The sequence below is a fragment of the Erythrobacter sp. SN6-5 genome, from assembly GCF_057364945.1.
In genome coordinates, this window is sequence record NZ_CP200282.1 from 1,411,720 (window position 1) to 1,436,224 (window position 24,505).

A 24,505-nucleotide genomic window follows, 5' to 3' on the forward strand; every position below is an offset into this window, starting at 1 on the left:
GCACCTGATTGACGAAAGAGGCGGCCAGGGAGGGGTACCCTATACCTAACAGAGACGAGTTCGCTTTTGCCTGACAGAACCGGCTGAAAGCATACTGGTGCTCGGCCCAAAAACCAGTCAATATGATCCCGATATGACACCTGAGTTCGGCGAATACACCCTGCGCGATCACCATACCAAATTGCTGGCAACTGCCGCGTGAGCGCAGGAAACCTGCTCTTCACCGCGCTTAGCTGTGTGTTCTTTATGGCGCTGGTCGGTTGGATCAGTTGGCTCAAAACCCGCGGGACCGCTGACACTAAAGACGGTTATTTCCTTGCGGGACGCGGGTTGGGCGCGACCTTTATCGCTGGCTCGCTGCTGCTCACAAACCTTTCTGCAGAGCAGCTGATCGGGCTGAACGGCTCTGCCTATGGCTACAATATGTCGAGCATGGGCTGGGAGGTCACAGCGGCGGTCGCGACGATTGCGATGGCGCTTATCTTCCTGCCGAAATATCTCGCGGGCGCTTTCACCACCCTGCCGCAGTTCCTCAATGACCGATTCGATCCGGTGGTCCGGCGCATGTCAGTGGTATTGTTCATGCTTGGATACGGCCTCGTGACAATCCCCAGCGTGCTCTATTCTGGCTCGGTGGCCGTCTTGCTGTTGTTCGACGTTCCTGCGCTCACGGGCCTTGCATACTTCCCGACATTGGTGATGACGGTGATTGCGATCGGGGTAACCGGCGCTGTTTATGCGATCTTTGGTGGGCTGCGCGCGGTTGCGATTTCCGACACGCTCAATGGCGTGGGCTTGCTGATCATCGGCGTGCTCGTTCCCGTGTTTGGCCTGATCGCGCTGGGCGGGGGCAGTTTCAGCGATGGCTTGACCCAGATCACGACACAAAACCCGGAGAAACTGGACGCAATTGGCGCGGCGGATGATCCTACGCCGTTCGGCACGATCTTTACCGGCATGATCTTCGCCAATCTGTTTTACTGGTGCACCAATCAATATGTGATCCAGCGCACGCTCGGCGCGCAAAGCCTCGCTGAAGGACAAAAGGGCGTGCTGTTTTCCGGCTTCTTCAAGATTCTGGTGCCGTTCATGATGATGATCCCCGGTGTCATCGCGTTCCACCTTTATGGCCCCGGGCTGGGCACAATTGACGAGGCCTATCCGAGGTTGATCCGAGACGTCTTGCCCGTCTATTTGTCCGGCTTCTTCCTTGCGGTGCTGCTGGGCGCGGTGTTCAGTTCGTTCAATTCGCTGCTCAATTCTGCCGCGACTCTGTTTGCCTTGGATGTCTATGCGCCCGCGCGCGGCGGCGAGGCGAGTGACGCGGAGCTGGTGCGGGTCGCCAAGATCGCCAGCCTGGTGATCGCGTTGTTCTCTTTTGTGGTCGCGCCGCTGCTCTATTTTTCGCCAGAGGGGCTGTGGCAAATCATCCGGGTCTTCACCGGCTTTTATAACATCCCGACCGTGGTGATTGTGATCGTCGGCCTGTTCACATCGCGCGTGCCCGCGCTGGGCGCGAAACTTGTGATCATCTTCCACGTGGTCACCTACGGTCTCATCCGCTTCGTGTTTGACGATGTGATCACGCTGCACTTTATCCATCTCTATGCGGTGCTGTTCTGGATCGAGGTTGGCATCATGCTGGCCTGCGGCTGGCTGCGCCCGCGCGCAGAGGCGTGGCAATTTACCCGCAAAGAACAGGTGGATATGACGCCGTGGCGCTTTGCTAAGCCTCTGGCGGTAACGCTGTTCAGCTGCGTCGTGGCGACCTATCTGCTGTTCTCGCCGCTGGGCCTGGCATCAATGGCTGGGCCTGGCATAGTGTTCGGGTTGTTGATTAGCGTTCTGGTGATTGCGAACCTTGGCGTCTGGGGAATGGCCGCGCGGCGAACCGCCTAGGCAATCAGTGAGGCGAGCACCCGGCGCTTGCCCGCGAACGGCCTCCGCCCATGCATCACCTGGTAATTGTCGAGCAAGGCCACATCGCCCGCCTGCCAGGCCAGATCATGGGTCAGCTCATCCGCAATACGGATCGCGTCGGCCATGTCCTCCGGAGTGATCGGCTCTCCGCCGCCAAAAGTAATCGCGCGGTTGGGATCATTGCGGCTGTCGGCCCAGCCTCTGAATGCCGCGATTAGCTGGTTGAAGAAGCTGGTGCCGCCGCCAGCGAGTTCGCGCACAGCGGGCAGGGCCGCCGTGGTGACGCGCAGGCTCTCATCCTCCAGCCATTCCCATGAATAGCCGAGCTCTGACAGCCGCGCCTCAGCGCCCGTCTGGTCGGTCACGCTCAACGTGCTGCGCCAACTGCGCCCTTGGCCAGAGCCTGCATCGTCGCTGCCCGGCATAGCATTGGTGTATCGCACGCCCTCGGCCTTCACGCGCGCGATGAATTCCGGATTGGCGGTGCGCAATCGATCGAGCACCCAGTCGGACCGGCACAGCGGCGTTGCCCCGCCGCTTTCTGCCGCAATTTCGCAGTAGAAGAACAGTTTTGCCGGATAGAGCGGGGTCTGCGCCATTTCGTGATGCAGGAAAATCTCGGTCTCTGGTGGCGCCTCATTGGCGGTGAACACGCGCGGCGTCACGTTGGTGCGCACTGCATTCGAGAGCGAATCCTCATAGGTGAAGCCCGCCTCACCATAGGCTTCAATCGCCGCATCGAACGCCAAGGGATCAGGAACATCGAACCCGCGGAACAACAGTGCGCCAGCATGGTCCAAGGCCGCGTCGACCGCCGGTTTATTCGCGCTGATAAACGCGCTGAGATCGCCGCCGCCGGTGATGATCGCTGGAAATTCTGGAGTTTCAATCATCGCGCCGCTCAATCGTAAATCGGGTGGAAGGTGCCGAACGCCGCCTCTGCAAACACGCCGGGATCGTTAAATCGGCGATCCTGATTGAGCGCACTGATCGCGGCCATTTCGACCTGACTCAGTTCGAAATCGTCAATGCTCAAATTCTCACGCATCCGCTCCGGCTTGGTGGTCTTCGGGATCACTGCCGTGCCGCGTTGCACGCCCCAGCGCAGCACCACTTGCGCCGCCGTTTTGCCATGGGCCTGAGCCGCTACCATAACGGGGGCAGAGCCGAGAACGCTCTCCTCCTTCTTTGCCATGTCGAGCTCGAAATAGCTTTGCGCGCCGAGCGGGGAAAAGGCGGTGACTGGAATGCCATAAGCGCCCGCGCAGCGGACCAGCTTTTCCTGCGTTAGAAACGGGTGGCTTTCCACTTGCAGCATGGCTGGCGCGATCCGGGCATAGCTCATCAAATCATGGATCAGGCAGGTGTTGTAATTGCACACGCCGATTTGCTTCACGAGGCGCTTATCGACCAGAGCCTCCATCGCCGCCCATGTCGCGTGCAGCGGAACCTTGGCCAGTTTCATGCCAGAGTCCGCGGCGGGATCATGCACCCATTCGGGTGGATAGCGGGTTTCAATCGGCACATATTCGAGCGCGATCGGGAAGTGGATCAGATACAGATCAAGCTGCTCGATGCCCAGATCATCCAATGATTTGCGGCATGCCTCCTCGACATGTTCAGGCGCGTGGAATGTGTTCCACAGCTTGGAGGTGATCCACAGCTCGTCGCGCGTCACCAGACCTTCGCTGATCGCCTGCGCGATGCCTTGGCCGGTTTCAATCTCATTGCCGTAATCTGCCGCGCTATCGAAATGACGGTAGCCTGCACGGATCGCTTCAACGACGGTTGCGGCGGTGTCTTCGCGCGGGATTTTCCAAAGGCCAAAGCCAATCGGGGGCATGATCTGCGGCATAATCTAACCTTCGTCTGAGAAATTGAGTTCGACCGGCTGGCCGGTGGCGATGCTTTGTTGGGCTGCGGCGCCGATGACAACGGAGCGATAGCCATCGCGGGCCGTGATCAGCGGATCGCCGCCGCTGAGCAAGGCCGCGTGAAAATCGCGCAGCTGATAATATGTTGCCCCGTGGTGATCACCTGCGGCGAGGGCACCGGCAGGGGTTTCGACAGTCTCGCGGTGCGGGTCAGACTTGTCACGCGGAGACCAGATCACTTGGCCGCGCGGCAGCTTCACTTCCATCTTGCCAATGGGGTAAGCAGCGCTGATTTCTTCCTGCTGCTCAGACCCCTCGGCGAACATGCACAGGTCCAGCACGGCGCGCGCGCCGCCAGCGAAGTCTACCATGACAAAGGCGTTGTCGATAATGTCCGGCGTTTCGCCGCCATATGTTTCATCAAGGTGGTTTACGTCCTGAGCGCCGCTGGCAAAGACGCGCACCGGCTCATCGCGCAGGATGTGCCGCATCAGATCGAAGAAGTGGCAGCACTTCTCCACCAGAGTGCCGCCGGTGTTGCGGTTGAAACGGTTCCAATCGCCGACCTTCTCTAGGAATGGGAAGCGATGCTCGCGAATGGCGAGCATTTTTATATCGCCCGCTTCGCCAGCATGAACCCGCTCAATAAAGCGCGTGACCGGCGGCATGTAGCGGTATTCCAGGCCAACCCAGAAGAGGCCCTCGTAGTCGCGAGTGACTTTGGCCAGCGCCTCGGCATCCACTACGCTGGTGCACATTGGCTTTTCGAGCAGCACAGCGCAGCCCGCCTCCATAACTGGCGCAACGACGTCGTAGTGCGTGAAATTGGGCGAAGCGATGATGACGGCATCGGGCCTCGCCTCGCGCAGCATGGCGGCATTGTCATCATAGCAGGTAATGGTCTGGCCAAGCTCGCTTGCGAGAGCGGCGGCGGCGCTGCGCGACCCAGAATCGGGGTCAGCAATAGCGATCAGTTCCGCACCTGAAACCAGCGGCAAGTTTTGCATATGCTCGCGGCCCATCATGCCGCATCCGATGATCGCATATCTGCGTGTGTCGCTCATGGCTGGCTCATGTCTGTGCGGCGGCGGAATGGCAAGCGATCATGCGCGGCGAGGCGCAATCGCATAGCCAGCGGGCTCAATTTCCTCGCCGGTCTCAGGCCAGACCACAGGCGCGCTGGAATAGTTGAATGCGAAGATGTGCGAGGCACTACGCCGGGTCCGCAAACCCTCTGACATAGCAGTGAGCGAGACCCCCGCTTCACTCGCCATGCGCGCGACGAGCTGATCCAGCAAAGCGCGATCGGGCCAAATGGAGACATAGCGGCGATTGTCTTGTTTGTAGACCATGCCGCAGCCATCAGCGTCGGCAAATTCAGGCTCTAGGTCGCTGGCAATTTCTTCTCGCCAGCGGGTAATATCAAAGCCATCGCCCGGCTCGCTCACGCCATCGCGCAGGCTCTCCACGCGAGTGATTTTGAGCGCGAATAGCTCCTGCAATGCGCCGGGTGCCAGATTGTCAGGAATGCAGAAGCTATCGGTTTTGCTTCCAGAACGCGGGCCGATCAGCACGGGGCATTTGAGTGCTGCCAGCTTCTCCGCAAGGCCATTGGGCACAATCGGCAGGGTCGGGATGACGACCATTTTGTAGTCTGTCAGGTCTGCGGCTGGTGAGACAATATCCACGTCCAATCCCGCACGGCGCAGCGCGGAGTAATGCTCGTACACCAGCTCGAGATAGCGGAAGCTCTTTCCTTGCGGCTGAATACCGCACACCCATGCCGCCTCATAGGAGAAGACCAGAGCGACGGGTGCTTGCGCTGTCTCCTGCGGGCCAATGTTCGCAATCACGCGTGCCGCCTCCCGCACTTCGTCCGCGGCTGGCGCATCTTCGCTGTCTGGCCTCAGCAGGCCTGCGTGCATTTGCTCCTGTGCAAATGGGGCCTGCCGCCAGCGGAAATAGCTGGTGAATTCTGCCCCGTGTGCCATCGCCTCCATGGTCCATAGCGTCACCATTCCGGGCAATGGGGCTGGGTTGAAACGTGCCCAGTTTACCGGGCCGGGTTGCTGCTCCATCACACCCCAGCGGCCGCCAGTGCAGCCGCGATAAAGATCGTGGTGGAAGGCGGCGATATCGGGGTGACCTTGGCGCAGGAAGTCCCGTTTTTCATCTTCGCTGAACCAGAATTGCTCCAGAAATCCGAGTGGGTAGCTGTCCCAAGTGGCGACGTCCAAATCCTGGCCGACGCCGTAGTGATCGAACTCGGTGAAGAACCCCATGAAATTGTGCGTAATGTCTCGGGCATGCGATGCGGCGCGCAGAATATCGACTTGCTCACGGTTGAAGCTGGCAACCTCGTCTGACGCAAACCGGCGGTAGTCGAGCCAATGCGCCGGGTTCGCCTCGGTCACGGTGAGGTGCGGGGGATCGACCTCTGCAAAGGTGCGATATTCCATGCTCCAAAACACATTGCCCCATGCGGTATTCAGCGCATCAACATCACCATAGCGCGCGGCGAGCCATTCGCGGAAACGCTTTGCAGCAGCCTTTGAAAAGCTCAAAACCGTGTCGTGACAGCCATATTCATTGTCGGTTTGCCACATGGTGATCGCGGGATTTGCCCCGTAACGCTCGGCCATGGCGGTGGTTATCCGGCGGCTTTCGGTGCGGTAACCCAAGTGTGAGAAGCAATAATGCCTCCGCGAGCCATAGCCGCGTGGGCGGCCTTGCTCGTCAATTGCGAGCATATCCGGCATTTGATCGACCAGCCATTTGGGCGGCGTCGCAGTGGGCGTACCAAGGATTATCTTAAGGCCCGCATTGGCAAGCGTCTCAATCGCCCGATCGGGCCAATCCCACTCGAACCTTCCCGGCTGTGGTTCAATCCGGCTCCAGGCAAATTCGCCGATCCGCACCAGGGACAGGCCCATTTCGGCCATGTGGCGCGCATCATCAGCCCACATATCCTCCGGCCAATGTTCGGGATAATAGCAGCAACCCAGCTTCATTTGCGCGTCCTTTGGCGTTTTCAAAAGCGGGGTTTCGCGCCCGGTGGATCAGAATGCAAGTCCGCGCGTTGTTACGGCAGTATGCTGAGGGTTAACCCTTATGGCTGCGGACTATTTACACATATATAAATATCTTTATATGTTGCTTCTGTGATGAATATCGACACAATCTTCCGTGCGCTTGCCGACCCCACCCGGCTGCGCATTATGCGCCTGCTTTCGGCGATGGAATTGGCCGTTGGCGAGCTTGCGCAAGTGCTGGGGCAGAGCCAGCCGCGTGTTTCGCGCCATGTTGGAATATTGTGCGATGCGGGTCTGGCGGAGCGGCGACGCGAAGGCAGCTGGGTGTTTCTGCGCATGCAGGGCGGGGCGGAGCAAGCCTCTCCTTTAGTGGAAGCTATTGCCCGTTTGCTGGCCATTGCTGAGGCAGAAGATCAGGACTTTGGCCAGTCCTGCGCCGAGGATATGCGCAAACTGGCCGCGATCCGGACTGCCCGCGAAGAGACCGCGGAGGGTTACTTTGCGCGCCATGCCGGGGAATGGGATGAGCTGCGCCGCTTGCACAGCTCAGACAGCGAGGTTGAAAAGGCTCTGGCGCGCGCTCTGGGCGATGCTCCGCTGGGAACGCTGCTAGATATCGGCACGGGAACAGGCCGTATGGCGGAATTGTTTGCGGATAGCGCGGAACGGATTGTCGCGCTCGACAAGAGCCTTGAGATGCTGCGGATCGCACGGGCTAAACTGCAACATCTACCGACAGAACAGATTGAACTGGTGCAGGGCGATCTGGGCGATCTGCCTTTTGCTGCGGCGAGTTTTGATACGATTGTGATCCACCAAGTGCTTCATTTCGTGCAAGACCCTGCACTTGCACTGCTGGAGGCGGCGCGGGTCACGCGGCCCGGTGGGCGCATCGCAATCGTCGACTTTGCCGCCCACAATCATGAAGAATTGCGTGATCGCCATGCGCACGCGCGCCTTGGCTTTTCCGACGCGCAATTGCGCGATCTGCTGTTTGATGCAGGCTTTGAACCCGAAGCGCCGCAAGCACTTGATGGCGAGCAGCTGACTGTGAAAATCTGGCTCGGCGAACGTCGCAGCAACCCTCTCTCAACCCCCGCTAAGGAACGCACAGCGTGAGCCCGACCCTCGATCAAATGCATGAAGCGCGCACGGCGTTGGATACGCCGCTTTTCTCCGGCTTGCCCGGCGACATTGAAATCAGCTTTGAATTCTTTCCACCTAAGTCGGAGAAGATGGCGGAGACCTTGTGGAGCAGTGTCGACACGCTCTCACCGCTGGGGCCGCGCTTCGTGTCGGTTACCTATGGCGCTGGTGGCACCACTCGCGAGCGCACTCATGAGCAGGTTGTGCGGATCAATCAGGAAACCAATATTCCAGCAGCAGCGCACCTGACCTGCGTCAACGCAACTCGCGAAGAGGTGGATGCGGTGGCGCGGCATTATTGGGAAAGCGGTATCCGTCATATCGTTGCTCTACGCGGAGACCCGCCTGAGGGCGCAGGCGGATACACGCCGCATCCCGGTGGATACGCGAATGCGGTGGAGCTGATTTCGGGCCTAAAAAATGTGGCTGATTTCGAGATATCCGTTGCGGCCTACCCTGAGGTTCACCCGGATTCCCCCGATGCGCAGGCCGATATCGACAATTTGAAAGCGAAGTTTGAAGCGGGGGCGACCCGCGCAATCACTCAGTTCTTTTTTGAACCGGAATGCTTCTTCCGATTTCGTGACAAGGCGGCAGCGGCGGGGATCAATGGCGAAATTGTGCCAGGCATTATGCCTGTAATGAGCTTCGCCGCGGTCCAACGCATGTCCGGCATGTGCGGGACGGCGATACCTGGTTGGATGGAAGGCCTGTTCGACGGCTTGGACGAGCGTCCGGCGGCTCGCCAACTGGTCTCCGCAACGATTGCGGCAGAGCTGTGTCGCAAGCTTTACGCGGGCGGCGTGCGCCAATTTCATTTTTACACGCTCAACCGTGCGGAGTTGAGCTATGCAATTTGCCACATGCTCGGCAAACGCCCGGTCGGAGAAGCAGCGTGAACGCGCGGGAAGCCTTGTTGGAGCAAGCTGGCGAGCGGGTGTTGATCTTTGACGGCGCGTTCGGGACGCAAATCCAGGAACGCAAGCTGACCGAAGAGGACTATGCCGGCGATCTGGGCCTTAAGGCTGATCAGAAGGGCAATAATGACATTCTCGCCCTGACCCGGCCTGATGTGATTGAAGACATTACGCGCGCCTATCTTGATTCTGGATCGGACGTGATTTCGACCAACACCTTTTCAGCCAACCGGATTAGTCAGGCGGATTACGCCGCTGAGGATCAGGTGGCCGCGATCAACATCGCCAGTGGCAAGATCGCCCGAGCGTTGGCCGATGAATATGCGGCGAAGGACGGCCGACCGCGCTTTGTTACCGGAGCGATTGGGCCGACTAATAAGACGCTCTCGCTCAGCCCCGATGTCGAAGATCCTGGCTTTCGCGAGATTGATTTTGATGAGCTGACCGCAGTCTACAAGGAACAGGCGGCGGCGTTGATAGAGGGTGGGTGTGATTTCATCCTGATTGAAACGGTGTTTGACACGCTCAATGCCAAGGCCGGGATTATGGCGGTAAAGCAGTTGGAGACAGATCTGGGGCGCGAAGTTCCGGTGATGATCTCTATGACGCTGACCGACCTGTCTGGCCGCAATCTGTCCGGCCATACGGTCGAGGCATTCTGGTATGCTGTGCGTCACGCCAATCCGATTACCATCGGCCTCAATTGCAGCTTTGGTGCGGATCAACTGCGCCCGCATGTTCAGGTTCTCTCGGGCATCGCGGACACTTTGCTGATGGCCTATCCCAACGCGGGTCTGCCCAATGAGCTGGGGGAATATGACGAAATGCCGGAAACCACGGCGGGACTCGTCAAGCAATGGGCCGAGAATGGTCAGGCGAATATTCTGGGCGGTTGCTGCGGGTCTTCGCCTGCGCATATTCAGGCGATTGCCGATGCGGTTGCGGGCCTCGCCCCGCGCAATGTGCCTGCGCCAGAAACGGCCATGCGGCTTGCGGGCCTCGAACCCTTCACGGTGGCGGCCTGATGGACCAGCAAAATTCGACAGCGCGCTTCATCAATGTTGGTGAGCGCACCAATGTCACCGGCAGCGCTCGGTTCAAGAAGCTCATCATGGCGGATGACTACACCGCCGCGGTCGAGGTCGCGCGCCAGCAGGTGGAAAACGGCGCTCAGGTGATCGACGTCAATATGGACGAGGGGCTGCTTGATGCGGTCCACGCTATGACGACGTTCCTCAAATTGATCGCGGCAGAGCCTGATATTGCCCGTGTTCCAGTGATGATCGACAGCTCCAAATGGGAGGTGATTGAGGCTGGTCTGAAATGCGTTTCCGGCAAGCCGATCGTGAACTCAATCTCGATGAAGGAAGGCGAAGAGCCGTTCCTGGAGCAAGCGCGTAAATGCATGGCCTATGGCGCGGCTGTTGTGGTGATGGCGTTTGACGAGACCGGTCAGGCGGACACCAAGGCACGCAAGGTTGAGATTTGCAGCCGCGCTTATGAATTGCTTACTGACATCGGCTTTCCGCCGGAAGATATCATCTTTGATCCGAACGTTTTTGCGGTCGCCACCGGCATCGAAGAACATGACCGTTATGGCCTCGACTTCATTGAGGCTGTGCGCGAAATCAAGGCTGCGTGCCCGCATGTGAAGACAAGCGGCGGCCTGTCCAACCTCTCCTTCAGCTTTCGCGGGAACGAGACGGTGCGCCGCGCGATGCACTCGGTCTTCCTCTATCACGCGATCCCCGCTGGACTAGACATGGCGATCGTCAATGCCGGGCAGTTGGATGTTTATGACACGATTGATCCCGTCCTGCGCGATGCGTGCGAAGATGTGATCCTGATGCGCCCGGTAGAGGGAGAAGACAGCGCGACGGAGCGGCTGATCAACCTCGCCGAAAGCTTCAAAGGCCAGTCAAAGGAAGACGATAAGCAGGCGGCGGAATGGCGCGGTTGGGAAGTTCGCAAGCGGCTGGAGCATGCGCTGGTCAAGGGGATCGATGCACATATCGTCGATGATACTGAGGAAATGCGCAGCGCCACTGCCGACGCTGGCGGCCGCCCGATCGAAGTGATCGAAGGTCCGTTGATGGACGGCATGAATGTCGTTGGCGACCTGTTTGGCAGCGGAAAAATGTTTCTGCCGCAAGTGGTGAAATCAGCGCGTGTCATGAAGAAGGCCGTTGCGCATCTCATCCCGTTTATCGAGGCGGAGAAGGATCTGCTGCCAGAGGCTGAGCGTAAGGCCAAAGGCAAGATCATCATGGCGACCGTGAAGGGTGACGTGCATGATATTGGCAAAAATATCGTCGGCGTTGTGTTGCAATGCAATGGCTATGAGGTGATCGACCTTGGTGTGATGGTGCCCTGGCCCAAGATTCTGGAAATCGCGAATGACAACAATGTCGATATGATCGGTCTGTCCGGCCTAATCACTCCCTCGCTAGATGAGATGGTGACCGTGGCTGAAGAAATGCAACGCGCGGAGATGACGATGCCGCTGCTGATCGGCGGGGCAACCACCAGCAAGGTTCACACCGCGCTCAAGATCGACCCAGCCTACGAAGGCCCGGTGATCCATGTGCTGGATGCGAGCCGCGCGGTTGGCGTGGCGTCGAAACTACTGTCAGACACCCAGCGCGATGGCTTCGTTGGCGAAACGGCGGGCGACTACACCAAAGTTCGCGAGGCGAGGGCAGGCAAGACGCCGAGCGTGCTGCTGAGTATCGAAGACGCGCGGGCCAATTATTACGACGCTTACCTCAGCGATAAACCTGCACCGCCGCTCAATCCCGGTGTGCATCCGTTTGACGATTGGGATTTGGCGGATCTGCGGCAATATATCGATTGGACACCGTTCTTCCGCGCGTGGGAGCTGCACGGCAATTATCCCGCGATCCTGACGGATGACGTGGTGGGCGAAACCGCCAGCCAGCTGTTCGATGACGCCAATGCGATGCTCGACCAGATCATTGCGGAGAAATGGCTGACGGCGCGCGGTGTTGCGGGCTTTTGGCCGTGTGCACGCGACGGCGATGATGTGACGATCCACAGGGTTCGGCGCGAAGAGCATGTGACGCTGCCTTTCCTACGCCAACAGGTGAAGAAATCGCGCGATCGGGCGAATATGTGCCTTGCCGACTTTATCGATCCCGATGGCGATTGGATCGGCGGCTTTGCGGTCGGTATTCACGGGATAGAGCCGCATTCAGCTCGTTTCCAAGCGGACAAAGATGACTATTCCGATATTCTGCTGAAAGCGCTGGCGGACCGGTTTGCCGAGGCCTTTGCCGAGCGTCTGCACCAGCACACACGCACTGATCTTTGGGGCTATGCACCCGGTGAGCAGCTGACCAATGAAGCACTGATCAAAGAGCAATATCGCGGCATTCGCCCGGCGCCTGGCTATCCCGCGTGCCCCGATCACTCGCTCAAGCCGATCCTGTTTGAACTGCTCGAAGCGGAAAAGAACGTTGGCCTGACGCTGACCGAAAGCTTCGCGATGTATCCAACGGCGGCGGTCTCAGGCTTCTATTTCGGGCACCCGGAATCGCAATATTTCGGCGTGGCGCGGGTTGGGCGCGATCAATTGGAGGATTATGCCACGCGGCGCGGGGTCGATTTGGCAACGGCGGAACGCTGGCTGCGTCCAAATCTGGATTAGGCCAATCTCGATTGATTTTGGGCGGCGCAGCGGCAATGCTCTGGCGATGTATGCTCGATTGCTTGCCCCGCTGCTCCTTGTTTTGCCGATGACATCGGCCTGCGCGACCATACCGGACATCGACGCCGGTCCGCCGCCTGCCACAGTGGTGGTGGCGTTTGACCGAGAGACTATCACGCCGCTGATTGTCGAAGGTGTACGCAATCGGGAGCGGGGCGAGGCGGTCGAGGCCAACGATCCGGTGCGCATTGCGAGCATTTCAAAGCTCATCATGGCGCTGGCAACCTTGCGGCTGGTCGATGAGGGCAAGGTCAATCTGGATGCCGATGTATCGGATTATCTCGGTTGGCAGGTTCGCTCGCCCAAATTTCCCGATGCCAAGGTAACACTGGAGCAATTGCTGTCCCACCGATCCGGGCTGCGCGATAATGCGGGCTACGTCATTCCGCTCGGCGAAAGCCTGGAGGCGAAACTTGGCGAGCCGCAGGCGTGGTATGCGGATAGCCCGCCCGGAGAGGCTCCGTTTGAATATGCAAACTTTGGATCGCCTGTTGTGGCGACCGTGCTCGAGGCGGCAGCGGGCGAGCGATATGACCGCATTGTGGAACGCACGGTTTTTGCGCCGCTGGGGATCAAGGCCTGTCTAAACTGGATCGGTTGCGATGAAGATATGACCTCCCGTGCCGTCACGCTTTACCGCGACACGGGCGAGGTCGCGCGCGATGAACCAAGCGATCTGCCGCCCAATTGCACTGTACCGGTGGCGGAAGGCACTGCATGCGACCTTGAGAGCTATGTGCCGGGCACCAATGCGTCGATCTTCTCACCCCAAGGTGGCGTGCGGATCGGCATGATAGATCTGGCAAAGATCGGGCAGGCACTTGTTCTAGAGAATGCCGGACCATTCCCTCGGAAAATGATGCGTCCTGCGGCAAGGCGCATTTCGTCCAACTCGATCCCCGGTCAAGAATTCTTCTGTTTCTACGGGCTCCATGTCCAAGTGATTGCGATGAAAGGCTCGAATTGCCAAGATGACTTGTTTCGAAACGGTAGCGCTTGGCTTGGCCACGCAGGAGAGGCCTATGGCCTGCGTTCTGGGCTGTGGTTCTCCGAGAATGGGAAGCAGGGCTTCGCCTATTTCACCACGGCTGTTCCTCCGCGCCAAGGGGCCGAGGACGAGGGCGGGTTCTCGCAGCGCGAAATCGACCTGATGAAGCACGCTCAGGCGCTGCTGGCGGAGTAAAACTCCAACTGATCGCACGATTATTTCGTGTTTTCCCGGATAATGCTTGGCGGAGATTGACGCACCCCTTCGCATGCGCAACATGGCGCATGCCCGTCAGAAGTGATTCTGGCATCTTTCGCGGGAGAGATTTGGCCGATGTGCTTGCAAAAGCATTCGGGCAAGGCGCCGAAGGAGCAACCGCCCCGGAAACTCTCAGGCAAACGGACCGCGCTGGAATGGGCACTCTGGAAAGCGCTCTTGCGAGCATTCGCAAGGCCACCGAAGGGGAAGGCTCGCAGCGCCGCAAGGCAAGGCTGAGCTAAGCTCTCAGGTTTCCCGACAGAGGGGGCAGGATGAAACGGCGCTTCAATAGTGGAGCGTCGCACGCCTGTGCGGGGACTGATTTTGAGCGACGATCACACCACTGATGATATGGAAGATGGCGCACCGCCGATTGCTCAGCTGCCGCTGGACGCCTGGCACCGGGCACGCGGCGCGCGCATGGTCCCGTTCGCAGGCTATGAAATGCCGATCCAATATACGGGCGAGGGCGGCGGCATTGTTGCCGAGCACGAATGGACGCGGACCAGCGCCGGTCTGTTCGACGTGAGCCACATGGGGCAGGTGTTGTTGTCGGGCGAAGGACTCGACGAGGCCGTCGAAGCAATCCTGCCGATCGATCTTTCAACACTGAAACTGGGGCGTCAGCGCTATTCTCTGCTACTCGATGAAAATGGCGGTGTGCTCGATGATCTGATGGTCTCGCGCTGGCCGGGTAATCTGTATCTGGTGGTCAATGGCGCGACCAAATGGGATGACATTGGCCATCTGCGCGAACACCTGCCTGATGCAATTACGCTTCACCACATGGACGAGCATGCTCTGCTCGCACTGCAAGGCCCCAAGGCTGTCGATGCGCTCGTACGCCATGCGACGGGCGAATATTCCTTGGCCGATCTGACCTTTATGCGCTTTGGCCGGTTCGAGATCGCGGGACATGTGGTGACAATCGCGCGTGCGGGCTACACTGGCGAGGATGGGTTTGAAATCTCCATCCCGGCAGAGGCGGCGGAAGAGATCGCGACCCTGCTCTGCGCTGAGCCAGGGGTTCGCCCGATTGGGCTTGGAGCACGCGACAGCTTGCGTTTGGAAGCTGGCCTGCCGCTTTACGGCCATGATCTATCGCCGGAAATTAGCCCGATCGAAGCAGGACTGATCTTTGGAATTAACAAGCGCCGCCGCAGCGAAGGCGGCTTTCTGGGAGCAGAGCGCGTCCAGAGCGAGATTGCGAATGGCCCCGCGAAAACGCGCATTGGCCTGAAAGTCGATGGTCGTATGCCTGCGCGCGAAGGTGCCAAGGTTTTTGCCGGAGATGAGGAAATTGGCGTTGTCACCAGCGGCGGGTTTTCACCCACGCTCGGGGTTCCGATTGCCATGGCCTATATCGATCCTGCCCATGCGGGCGAAGGCCAAACACTAGAGATTGAGGTGCGCTCCAAGCGCCTCTCCGCCACCGTTTCACCCATGCCATTTGTACCCCATAATTATTACCGAGGGAGCTGATCAAAATGCCGCGTTATTTCACCGATGAACATGAATGGATTGATGTCGAAGGCGAAACCGCCACGGTTGGCATCACCGATTATGCGCAGGAACAATTGGGCGATATCGTGTTCGTCGAACTGCCCGATGTGGGCGCGACGGTCGACAAGGGCGGCGAGGCTGCTGTGGTGGAAAGCGTTAAGGCGGCAAGCGATGTCTACGCGCCGATCACGGGCGAAGTGACCGAGACCAATTCCTCGCTCGAAGATGAGCCCGCTCTGGTCAACACCTCGCCCGAGGAAGAGGGATGGTTTTTTCGCCTGACAATCAGCGACACTGGCGAACTGGAAGGCTTGATGGATGACAAAGGCTATAAGACCTTCGTCGATAGTCTTTAATCGGCATCTGAATCGCCCACCGCGCCGTAACTGACGGCGCGGTGGGATACTGCTTTTCCGATAGCAAAGCGGTCTGGAGAATACTCAATGCGTTACCTGCCTCTTACCGACACTGATCGCGCAGATATGCTGGCGAAAATTGGTGCCAATTCGATCGATGATCTGTTTGTCGATGTGCCAGCCGTGGCGCAGCTTGATGGCCCGATCCGCGAGCTGCCGATGCATGCCTCCGAAATGGCGGTTGAGCGGCATATGAAAGCGCGCGCAAACAAGAATTTGGCGGCAGGTGATGCGTCATTCTTCCTTGGCGCAGGGGCGTATCGCCACCATGTTCCCGCCAGTGTCGACACGGTGATCCAGCGCGGCGAGTTTCTGACCGCGTACACGCCGTATCAGCCTGAGATCGCTCAGGGCACGCTGCAAATGCTGTTCGAATTTCAGAGCCAGGTCGCGCGGCTCTATGGCTGCGTGGTTGCCAATGCCTCGATGTATGATGGCTCTACTGCATGCTGGGAAGCGGTGGCCATGGCTGGGCGCGTCACGCGCCGCCATCGCGCAGTGCTATCGGGCGCGCTGCACCCGCATTACAGCCAAGTCGTTAAGACCATGGCGCAGTTTACCGGCGACACCATCGCCGATGCGATGCCCGCCATTCAAACCGAGCCAGACAATGCTGGCCTGATCAGCCGGATCGATGAAGACACCGCCTGCGTCGTGGTGCAATATCCAGATATTCTGGGCCGCATTCCGGACCTCACCGAACTGGCCGACGCTGCCCATGCAAAGGGCGCTTTGCTGGTGGTAGTGAACACAGAGCCGGTGGCGCTGGGCGCGATCAAATCGCCGGGCGAGATGGGCGCGGACATAGTAGTGGGTGAGGGCCAATCGATTGGCGTTGGCTTGCAATTTGGCGGGCCTTACCTTGGCCTGTTCGCAGTGCGCGATCCGAAGCATGTGCGGCAAATGCCGGGCTTAGCTGTGCGGCGAGACCACGGATGCAGAGGGCAAGCGTGGCTTCGTGCTGACGCTCTCCACGCGGGAGCAGCATATTCGCCGCGAAAAGGCGACCTCCAACATCTGCACCAACTCCGGCCTGTGCGCGCTAGCGTTCAATGTTCACATGACCTTGCTCGGCGAAAAGGGCCTGCGCGAGCTGGCGGCTGAGAACCACCGCTTGGCCTGCATTGCGGCGGACCGGCTGGAAAAAATCCCCGGTGTGAGCCTGCTCAACAGCGCCTTCTTCAACGAATTCACTCTGCAACTCGGCGGAAAGCCAGCGCGCGATGTTGTGCGCTGTCTGGCTGATCGCGGCGTTCTTGGCGGCGTTTCGCTCGACCGGCTCTATCCCGGTGTTGCGGGGCTGGAGGATGCTCTGCTGGTTGCCGTGACCGAGATGGCGACAGAGGAAGACATCGAAACACTGGCGAGCGAGCTGGAAGGAGTGCTGTCATGAACGCGCCCAACAAATCTGGCTGGAAGCCTGAGATGCAAGTGAGCGAAGACGGTCTCCACAATGGCCCTTCGACCACAACTGGCAACCGCGCTTTGATGCTGGAAGAACCGCTGATCTTTGAGATTGGCCATGCGGAAACAACCGGCGTTGACCTGCCAGAGATTGACCCCGGCGCGCCAAACCGCCTGGGCGGTTTTGATCGCATGGATCCGATTGGTCTCGTCGGTCTGACAGAGCCAGAAACGGTGCGTCATTACACCCGCCTAAGCCGCCAGAATTATGGCATTGATCTGGGCTTCTTCCCGCTCGGCAGTTGCACGATGAAGCACAATCCGCGCCTTAACGAGAAGGTCGCGCGGCTTCCTGGCTTTGCTGATATTCACCCGCTGCAACCGGTGCAAACGGTGCAGGGTGCGCTGAAGGTGATGAATGAGCTGGCGCATTGGCTGCTGACCTTAACTGGAATGCACAGTGTTGCGATGAGTCCCAAGGCGGGCGCGCATGGTGAATTGTGCGGTATCCTGTGCATCCGTGCCGCACTCGAAGCGCGCGGTGATGCGCGTGAAGTCGTGCTGGTTCCGGAAAGCGCGCACGGCACCAATCCAGCAACGGCTGCTTTTGCCAACTACCGGGTGGAGAATATTCCTGCGACGCCTGCGGGCCGGGTTGATCTAGAGGCTCTGAAAGCTCGGTTGGGCCCGGACGTTGCAGCGGTGATGATCACCAACCCGAACACATGCGGCCTGTTTGAACCCGATCTGCGCGAAATCAGCGATGCGGTCCATGCCGCTGGTGGTTTCGTCTATTGCGACGGTGCGAATTTCAACGCGATCGTTGGCCGAGTGCGCCCTGGCGACCTTGGCGTCGATGCGATGCACATCAATCTGCATAAAACGTTTTCGACCCCGCATGGCGGCGGTGGTCCCGGTTCTGGCCCGGTTGTCCTGTCCGAAGCGCTCGCGCCTTTCATGCCGCTACCCTACACGGCGCGCACCGCAGACGGCGTGGTGCATCTGGTTGAAGAAGAGCAGGCGGACGATTTCGCCCGCGAACACTTTGGTGACGAGTTATCCAGCTTTGGCCGGATGACCGCGTTTCACGGCCAGATGGGCATGTTCACCCGCGCGCTGACCTATATGCTCAGCCACGGAGCCGACGGCCTGAAGCAAGTCGCCGAGGACGCGGTGCTCAATGCCAATTATGTGCTGCGCAGTCTGGAAGATATCCTCCACGCTCCGTTCGCAGACAGCGGGCCGTGCATGCACGAGGCACTGTTTGGCGATAAGGATTTCGGCGGCGGCCTCTCAACGCTCGATCTGGCGAAAGCGCTGATCGATGAGGGCTATCATCCGATGACGGTGTATTTCCCGTTGGTGGTGCACGGCGCGATGCTGGTCGAGCCGACCGAGACCGAGAGCAAGGCGAGCATTGATCAGTTCATCACCGCATTCCGCAGCGTGGCCGAGCGCGCGCTGGCTGGCGATGAGAGCATGAAGCAGGCACCGTATTATGCGCCGCGCCGCAGGCTGGACGAGACGCAGGCTGCGCGCAAACCGAAGCTGGCATGGCAGGACCCAGAACTGTCAGCTTAGACTATTGCGCCTAGAGGGCGGGGCGTTCGGGCTTTTTGAGCTCCGCCTCGCCACCGGGCGCAACGGCGATTTTGATCTCGCGTAGGTTCAGCACCACCACGAAAAAGCCCAGCACGGCGAGAGAGCTTGATCCGAGCATGGCAAATGCAGCGCCTTTCGCGCCGTCCCACTCAATCGCTGTGCCGAGCAGGAGCAGCGCGAGGATGGTCGGCACTGCCCGCACGAAAAATGCGGTGTGCGCCTTACCAGCGGAAACCAACAGCGATTCCAGACTCGCCCCGACCAGCTCCACCGCGCCTGCGATAGAGAGGATCACCATCGCCCAGTAAAAGCCGGAGAAATCATCCTCCGCGATGGTCGCGAGGCCCCAGCGGCCAAACAGCAGCGCCATTCCTACCGCCAGCCCGTCGGCGACAACCGCTATATTGGCCATGCGCCGCGCGATCTCGACCGCGTTTTCCTTGTCATGAACCAGCTCTGGCAGGATCGCTTTCGATATGGTTTGCGCCAATGTCACCAGCGCCTGACCCAGCTGAGCCGCGACCCGGAAGCCGCCAGCCAGCGCTGCTCCGCCAAACGTGCCAACCAACAGGATGATCACTTGTTTGCCTGCAATCGTCAGGCTGCCTGACATGTTGGTCGACCAGACAAAGCGCCAAACATCGCGGTGCTTTTTGGGGAGCTTGGTCAGGCTGACCTGCGACAGGTCAATCGGTTCCTTGCGCGTTGCAACGATCCAGAGCGTCACCGCCACGGCGACCTCTGCCGCGGCCCAGGCCATGATAAAGCCAGCGACATTGGGCATGAACATCCAGGCGAGAACCGCGCCTGCCGCGCGGATCGCGGGTTGGACCGCTTCAGCCCCGGTCGCCGTGGCAAACTTAAACCTCAGTCGTAGAAGACCTGTCGGCGTCGTGCGGATCGATAGCAGCGAGACGATGCAATAGCCGAAGGTCAGCCATAACAGCTCGCTGGGCAGAGGTAGCCACATCTGCGCCGTCCATACGACAAAGGCTGCGATCACCGCGCCCATCACAACCGACAGCAGATCAAGCGCGATGGCAAAGCCGGTTGCCTCTCCGGGGCCATCGCCGTTTGCGCCCCAGCGGATGATGAATTGCCAGGTTTGAAAATTGGCGAGGCCGGTGACCGTCTGGCCCAAAGCGACAATGATGGCGAAATGACCAAAGCTCTCAATCCCCAGCGTGTGCGTCGCAAGGTAAAGATACAGCAGGCTCATCGCTGCGTTGAAGCCGCGCCCTCCGAGGAGCCAACCGATGTTTTTAAAGAGGCGCTTCATGGCGGCGTGTCCGTATGTTTAGCCGCGTTTGCCTTCGGTTTTTGCCAGCAGCCGTTCGGTCACTTCAAAGGTCCGTTCATTATCAACGTCGATGGCATATTGCCCCTTAGACAGAACAATCGGCACCATCTTTAATCCGAACCGGTTGGATATTTGAGTGAACAATTTTTCTTTGGAGCCCCAGCCCATGCGGAACCGGATCAGGTTCATAAAACCGAAGGCCTTGATGATGCGGCGTGGGAATTTCACAAATTGCCCACCTTCGCGCATGATCTCGGCGGCTTTTAAAGCGTCCGCACTACCCATCCAATACATGTTGCAATTGGAATAACCGCCGTCCTGGAATTGATAGAACTTCGACTGGCCTTCCGGATCGGCGGCCTGCACGTCTTCTTTGCGCGCGAGACCTGCGGCAGCGCCAGCCTCTTCAGCCAAAGCTTTGTCGATGAATTCGGCGTAGCCTTCCGGAGTGACCAGACAATTGTCAGCGGTGGTGATGAGCATGGGAAACTCCACGCCCTCCGCACCTGAAAACACGCTGTCGACGATGTTGAATTTACCCTCAGCAAAGCTCAGGCGGCCTTCTTCGAGCAGCTTTGCCACGACGGGCTGAGCCGCAATCTCGTCTGGCTCATGCGCCACAATGCGAATTTTGCCGACACGGTCACAGGCCGCGACCTGTTCGACCACGCGTGCGACCATGGGGGTGCCATTGACCGGGACGACGCATTTCTGCGCCACACCAGCGCGTTGAGCCAAGGGGTCAAGCACGCCAGAGCGTTTGCTTAGCCATGATGAGAGCTGTTGCTTTGATTGATCCGTCCATGCACGCGCCTTTAGCGCTTATCGTGGGAGTGCGCAAAGTGGAGTGCGATGAGTGTTGTGCAACAATGGTTTGCACGCCATGGACCAGCACATGCGGATTATCTTCTCTCGCAAAGGGTTTGACAGCGCGGCGGGCGGCGGACCGTCTCCGATAGTGGATGGCCAGCCGATTAGCCTGCCGATCCCGGCTAGCGCGGCCAGCAGCACGCGCTATGGCGATTTGGGATTGGGGGATCTGGTCTCAGTCGCGAGCAAGGGTAAGCTGGGCGCAGGCGATTTGTGCCACCACGACCCCATGTTTCGGGGGATGGTACATGCTGGTTCGGTCAATGCGGCGCTGCGCAAACCCATCTGGAGCGGCAAGGCGTGGGCCTGGGCGATGTGTTTGTGTTCTTCGGGTTATTTCGCGAGGAGCACGCAGACGGCACACGCGGCGATCCACACCACCGCATCTTTGGATATTTGCGCGCTGAAGAGATGGTGGCGCTCACCCAGGACGTCCCAAGCGAGCTTGTCAAAGAGGGGCATCCTCATGCGCTCGCGCTGCACGGTTCGAACGATGTGATCTGGCGCGGGGAAGGCCGCACGGCAAACAATGCGAGCGATATGCTGCGGCTGACGATCCCCGGCGCCTCGCCCAGCGTGTGGCGCAGGCCCGACTGGCTGAAACGCGGCGGGCTATCCTATCACGACCGGCCATCTCGCTGGGCCAAGCGCGGCCAATTGCAAAGCGTTGCGCGCGGTCAGGAATTCGTCGCCGATATTGGGCGCAGGCAGGCTCCGCGCGAATGGCTGAAGCGGATTATTGTTGAGATAAATAGGTCTTGATGATGGCGGAAAAATCCTTGCCGCCATTGCCCGCCCCGTCGAAATCTTCGTAAAGCGCGGCTGCTCGCGAGCCCATAGGAACGGCGCTGTCCGAAGTGTCCGCTGCATCCATCGCCAGACGCAGATCCTTCAGCATCAATGCCGTAGCAAAGCCGCCTTCGTAATCATTGTCAGATGGGCTTTGCGGGCCGACGCCGGGGACCGGGCAATAGCTGGTCATCGACCAGTTCTGGCCGGATGAAACCGACGAAATATCGTAGAAGGTTTGCGGGTCCAGACCGAGCTTTTCAGCCATCGCAAAGGCCTCGCATGTGCCCGCCATATGCACCGCGAGCAGCATGTTATTGCAGATTTTCGCCGCTTGACCATTACCGGCGTTGCCCGCGTGGATCACGGCTTTGCCCATCGCGGAAAGGATCGGCTCTGCGCGGTCAAACGCGGCCTTCGTGCCGCCGACCATAAAGGTGAGCGTGCCGCCATTCGCCGCCGCAATCCCGCCGGACACTGGCGCATCGACCATGTCATAGCCCTCGGTTGTGGCGAGCTCGATCACGTCGCGAGCGGTGGCGACATCGATGGTTGAGCAATCGAGGAAGACGGCGCCAGCGGGCGCTTTGTCGATGACATCTGCGGCAAAAACCGATTTCACGATTGCGCCATTGGGCAGCATGGAGACAACCGCCTCGGCATCGGCGCAGGCTTCAGACGCGCTGGTAAAGGTCGCGCAGCCTGCGTCCTTTGCAGCGTCCAAAGCGGCCTCGGATAGGTCAAAGGCGCGCACATCATGGCCCGCCTTAACGAGGTTGGCGGCCATCCCGCCGCCCATATTGCCAAGGCCGATAAATGCGATTTTCATTATACTTGTCCTCTCTGATGGTGCGGGTGGTCCGGTTCAATCCAGATCTACCGCCCCTTCCAAGTACCCTCACGCTTCTCAATGAAGGCGGCCATACCCTCGGCCTTATCCTCGCTCGCGGTGAGGATTTGGAAGATCCGGCGCTCCATGATCAGGCCCTGATCGAGCGTCATTTCAAACGCGGCGTTGACCATTTCCTTGTTCGCGATCGCGGCCATTGGCGGCATGCTTGCAATTGTGCTCGCGGACTTCAACGCGTCGGCCAGCAGGTCAACCTGCGACACGACCCGCACTATCAAGTTCGCACGCTCGGCTTCTTCCGCGCTCATCATCCGGCCGGTCAGGCACATTTCCATCGATTTCGATTTGCCGATGGCGCGGGTGAGACGCTGTGATCCGCCCATCCCGGGTGCCACGCCCAGCTTGATTTCGGGTTGCCCGAATTTCGCATTGTCCGATGCGATGATGAAGTCGGCCATCATGGCAAGTTCGCACCCGCCGCCCAGCGCAAAGCCGTTTACCGCCGCAATCCAGGGTTTGCGGGTTTTCTTCACGATCTCGCTGGTCCAGGGTGAAAAGAAATCGTCGAGATAGAAATCGGCCGCCGCCTTGTCCGACATTTCCTTGATATCCGCGCCAGCGGCAAAGGCCTTCTCGCCAGAACCGGTCAGCACCGCGCACAGCTGGCTGTCATCAGCCTGATAGGCAGCAAATGCCTCAATCAATTCTGCCAGTACAACCGAATTGAGAGCGTTCAGCGCTTTGGGCCGGTTGAGCGTCATCAGTGTGACGCCGGTGTTCCCTTGCGCATTGGCTTCAACGGTTATGGTTTCATAGCTCATAGGGGTTTCCATTCCTCGTCTTCGGGGAGGGTAGCAAAGATGCTCTCGATCAATTCGTCAGACACGCCCTCTGGCGTCGCCGGGTCCCATTTGGGATCGTTGGTCTTGTCGGTGATGACCGCGCGAACGCCCTCGGCAAAATCGGGCCGGGTCAGCACGCGCGATGCGATGCGATATTCCATGCGCATATTGTCCGCAAAATCGGTGAGGCCTGCGCTGTCCGCCAATTGCCGCAGCGCCACCTTGCAGGTCTGCGGGCTCTTGGTGCCCAAAGTATCACGCTCTTTCGCGGCCCAATCCGCGCCGCCATTCTCATCGGTCTCGATCTCAGCCTCCAAGCTGGCGAGGATCTCTTCATAGCTGTCGCTGGCGAAATGCTTGGCAATGCGTAGCGCGTTCTTTTCAATCCGCGCATCAGGCGGCGTGCCCACGGGTTCAGACAAAATACCAGCGATCCGGCCAGGCCGCTCAATAATGCGCGCCTTTAGGTCATCGAGCATGTCGCTCGGCACGTAATGGGTCGCAAGGCCGGTCCATGCGCATTCTGCGCCATCTAGCCGCGCGCCGGTCAGCGCGAGAAACTGGCCGATCCGCCCGCCCAGGCGCGAAAGATACCATCCGCCGCCGACATCGGGGAACAATCCGATCCCGGTTTCTGGCATGGCAAAGCGGGTGTTTTCGGTCGCTACGCGGAATTTCGCAGGCTGAGAAATGCCAACCCCGCCGCCCATGGTGATCCCATCCATGAAGGCCACAATCGGCTTTTCATAGGTGAACATCTGATGGTTGAGCTGGTATTCGTCGTGAAAGAACTTGCGGCCCGATATGCCGCCATCATTCAGCGCTGAGTCCCGCAAGAACGCGATATCGCCGCCTGCGCAAAACCCGCGTGTGCCCTCTACGTGGTCGAGGATGACAGCTTTGACCGTGTCGTCATTGGCCCACTCCGTAAGAGCAGCGCTGATCGCATGGCACATCTCCAGTGTCAGCGCGTGCAGCGCCTTGGGCCGGTTCAGCGAGATATGGCCAACAGCGCCAGTTTTGCGGGTGAGGACGTCTTGAGTCATTAGGAACTTTCTAAACGCAGG

At 59.3% G+C, this 24,505-nt stretch carries 18 protein-coding genes, 2 pseudogenes and 2 riboswitches; of the genes and pseudogenes, 11 read left to right on the top strand and 9 right to left on the bottom strand.

Annotation, left to right across the window (positions count from 1 at the left end):
- The first annotated feature begins 198 nt into the window (after positions 1 to 198).
- Positions 199 to 1,899: a solute:sodium symporter family transporter gene (locus AC0V6Z_RS07105; RefSeq protein ID WP_472640641.1), complete on the top strand. Its 1,701-nt coding sequence runs from the start codon at positions 199 to 201 to the stop codon at positions 1,897 to 1,899.
- On the opposite strand, the gene AC0V6Z_RS07110 is transcribed toward AC0V6Z_RS07105, so the two are convergent.
- From AC0V6Z_RS07110 to AC0V6Z_RS07125, 4 genes are read right to left on the bottom strand one after another with little or no spacing between them, the layout of a single operon-like run.
- Complete coding sequence (locus tag AC0V6Z_RS07110; RefSeq protein WP_472640642.1) at positions 1,896 to 2,813, bottom strand: TauD/TfdA family dioxygenase; 918 nt, start codon at positions 2,811 to 2,813, stop codon at positions 1,896 to 1,898. The two genes, AC0V6Z_RS07105 and AC0V6Z_RS07110, sit on opposite strands and share 4 nt — an antisense overlap.
- Positions 2,814 to 2,821: 8 nt before the next feature.
- Complete coding sequence (locus AC0V6Z_RS07115) at positions 2,822 to 3,763, bottom strand: aldo/keto reductase (RefSeq protein ID WP_486176459.1); 942 nt, start codon at positions 3,761 to 3,763, stop codon at positions 2,822 to 2,824.
- Between the two features lie 15 nt (positions 3,764 to 3,778).
- Positions 3,779 to 4,858 (bottom strand): Gfo/Idh/MocA family protein, encoded by a 1,080-nt coding sequence (locus AC0V6Z_RS07120; RefSeq protein WP_472640644.1) that lies wholly within the window; start codon positions 4,856 to 4,858, stop codon positions 3,779 to 3,781.
- Between the two features lie 39 nt (positions 4,859 to 4,897).
- Positions 4,898 to 6,805 carry a beta-galactosidase gene (locus AC0V6Z_RS07125; protein ID WP_472640645.1) on the bottom strand — a complete coding sequence of 636 codons (1,908 nt, stop codon included), beginning with the start codon at positions 6,803 to 6,805 and terminating at the stop codon, positions 4,898 to 4,900.
- Positions 6,806 to 6,958: 153 nt separating this feature from the next.
- On the opposite strand from AC0V6Z_RS07125, the gene AC0V6Z_RS07130 reads away from it, so the two are divergent.
- From AC0V6Z_RS07130 to gcvPB, 9 genes and pseudogenes are all read left to right on the top strand, one after another.
- A complete protein-coding gene (locus AC0V6Z_RS07130; protein WP_472640646.1) occupies positions 6,959 to 7,945 on the top strand; it encodes an ArsR/SmtB family transcription factor in 987 nt (328 codons plus the stop codon).
- 17 nt (positions 7,946 to 7,962) lie between these two features.
- Positions 7,963 to 8,871 (top strand): methylenetetrahydrofolate reductase, encoded by a 909-nt coding sequence (metF, locus tag AC0V6Z_RS07135; protein WP_472640869.1) that lies wholly within the window; start codon positions 7,963 to 7,965, stop codon positions 8,869 to 8,871.
- A complete protein-coding gene (locus AC0V6Z_RS07140) occupies positions 8,868 to 9,914 on the top strand; it encodes a homocysteine S-methyltransferase family protein (protein ID WP_472640647.1) in 1,047 nt (348 codons plus the stop codon). Before metF ends, AC0V6Z_RS07140 begins: the two co-directional genes overlap by 4 nt.
- The gene (gene metH, locus AC0V6Z_RS07145; protein WP_472640648.1) at positions 9,914 to 12,556 is read left to right on the top strand and encodes a methionine synthase; all 2,643 of its coding nucleotides are present in this window, start codon (positions 9,914 to 9,916) and stop codon (positions 12,554 to 12,556) included. Before AC0V6Z_RS07140 ends, metH begins: the two co-directional genes overlap by 1 nt.
- A complete protein-coding gene (locus AC0V6Z_RS07150; RefSeq protein ID WP_472640649.1) occupies positions 12,492 to 13,799 on the top strand; it encodes a serine hydrolase domain-containing protein in 1,308 nt (435 codons plus the stop codon). Before metH ends, AC0V6Z_RS07150 begins: the two co-directional genes overlap by 65 nt.
- A gap of 111 nt (positions 13,800 to 13,910) precedes the next feature.
- A riboswitch (glycine riboswitch) is annotated at positions 13,911 to 14,020 on the top strand.
- Between the two features lie 2 nt (positions 14,021 to 14,022).
- Positions 14,023 to 14,128: riboswitch (glycine riboswitch) on the top strand.
- A 58-nt stretch (positions 14,129 to 14,186) separates the two neighbouring features.
- Positions 14,187 to 15,344 (top strand): glycine cleavage system aminomethyltransferase GcvT, encoded by a 1,158-nt coding sequence (gene gcvT / locus AC0V6Z_RS07155; protein WP_472640650.1) that lies wholly within the window; start codon positions 14,187 to 14,189, stop codon positions 15,342 to 15,344.
- Positions 15,345 to 15,349: 5 nt separating this feature from the next.
- Positions 15,350 to 15,721: a glycine cleavage system protein GcvH gene (gene gcvH / locus AC0V6Z_RS07160; RefSeq protein ID WP_472640651.1), complete on the top strand. Its 372-nt coding sequence runs from the start codon at positions 15,350 to 15,352 to the stop codon at positions 15,719 to 15,721.
- A gap of 87 nt (positions 15,722 to 15,808) precedes the next feature.
- Positions 15,809 to 17,174 (top strand): annotated as a pseudogene (gene gcvPA / locus AC0V6Z_RS07165) (aminomethyl-transferring glycine dehydrogenase subunit GcvPA).
- Positions 17,171 to 18,766 (top strand): aminomethyl-transferring glycine dehydrogenase subunit GcvPB, encoded by a 1,596-nt coding sequence (gene gcvPB / locus AC0V6Z_RS07170; protein WP_472640652.1) that lies wholly within the window; start codon positions 17,171 to 17,173, stop codon positions 18,764 to 18,766. Before gcvPA ends, gcvPB begins: the two are co-directional and overlap by 4 nt.
- Before the next feature lie 10 nt (positions 18,767 to 18,776).
- Here gcvPB and AC0V6Z_RS07175 read toward each other — a convergent pair whose 3' ends face one another.
- Both AC0V6Z_RS07175 and AC0V6Z_RS07180 read right to left on the bottom strand, forming a co-directional pair.
- A complete protein-coding gene (locus AC0V6Z_RS07175; protein WP_472640653.1) occupies positions 18,777 to 20,066 on the bottom strand; it encodes a lipopolysaccharide biosynthesis protein in 1,290 nt (429 codons plus the stop codon).
- A gap of 18 nt (positions 20,067 to 20,084) precedes the next feature.
- Positions 20,085 to 20,837, bottom strand: a complete 753-nt coding sequence (locus AC0V6Z_RS07180) for an NTP transferase domain-containing protein (protein WP_472640654.1) — start codon at positions 20,835 to 20,837, stop codon at positions 20,085 to 20,087.
- A 145-nt stretch (positions 20,838 to 20,982) separates the two neighbouring features.
- On the opposite strand from AC0V6Z_RS07180, the pseudogene AC0V6Z_RS07185 reads away from it, so the two are divergent.
- Positions 20,983 to 21,719, top strand: a pseudogene (locus AC0V6Z_RS07185) (Nmad3 family putative nucleotide modification protein).
- Here the strand turns inward: AC0V6Z_RS07185 and mmsB are convergent.
- The 3 genes from mmsB to AC0V6Z_RS07200 are packed head-to-tail and all read right to left on the bottom strand — an operon-like array spanning position 21,694 to position 24,484.
- A complete protein-coding gene (gene mmsB, locus AC0V6Z_RS07190) occupies positions 21,694 to 22,575 on the bottom strand; it encodes a 3-hydroxyisobutyrate dehydrogenase (RefSeq protein WP_472640655.1) in 882 nt (293 codons plus the stop codon). The pseudogene AC0V6Z_RS07185 and the gene mmsB overlap by 26 nt on opposite strands.
- 47 nt (positions 22,576 to 22,622) lie before the next feature.
- A complete protein-coding gene (locus tag AC0V6Z_RS07195; protein ID WP_472640656.1) occupies positions 22,623 to 23,417 on the bottom strand; it encodes an enoyl-CoA hydratase-related protein in 795 nt (264 codons plus the stop codon).
- Positions 23,414 to 24,484, bottom strand: a complete 1,071-nt coding sequence (locus AC0V6Z_RS07200) for an enoyl-CoA hydratase/isomerase family protein (RefSeq protein WP_472640657.1) — start codon at positions 24,482 to 24,484, stop codon at positions 23,414 to 23,416. Before AC0V6Z_RS07200 ends, AC0V6Z_RS07195 begins: the two co-directional genes overlap by 4 nt.
- Positions 24,485 to 24,505 lie beyond the last annotated feature (21 nt).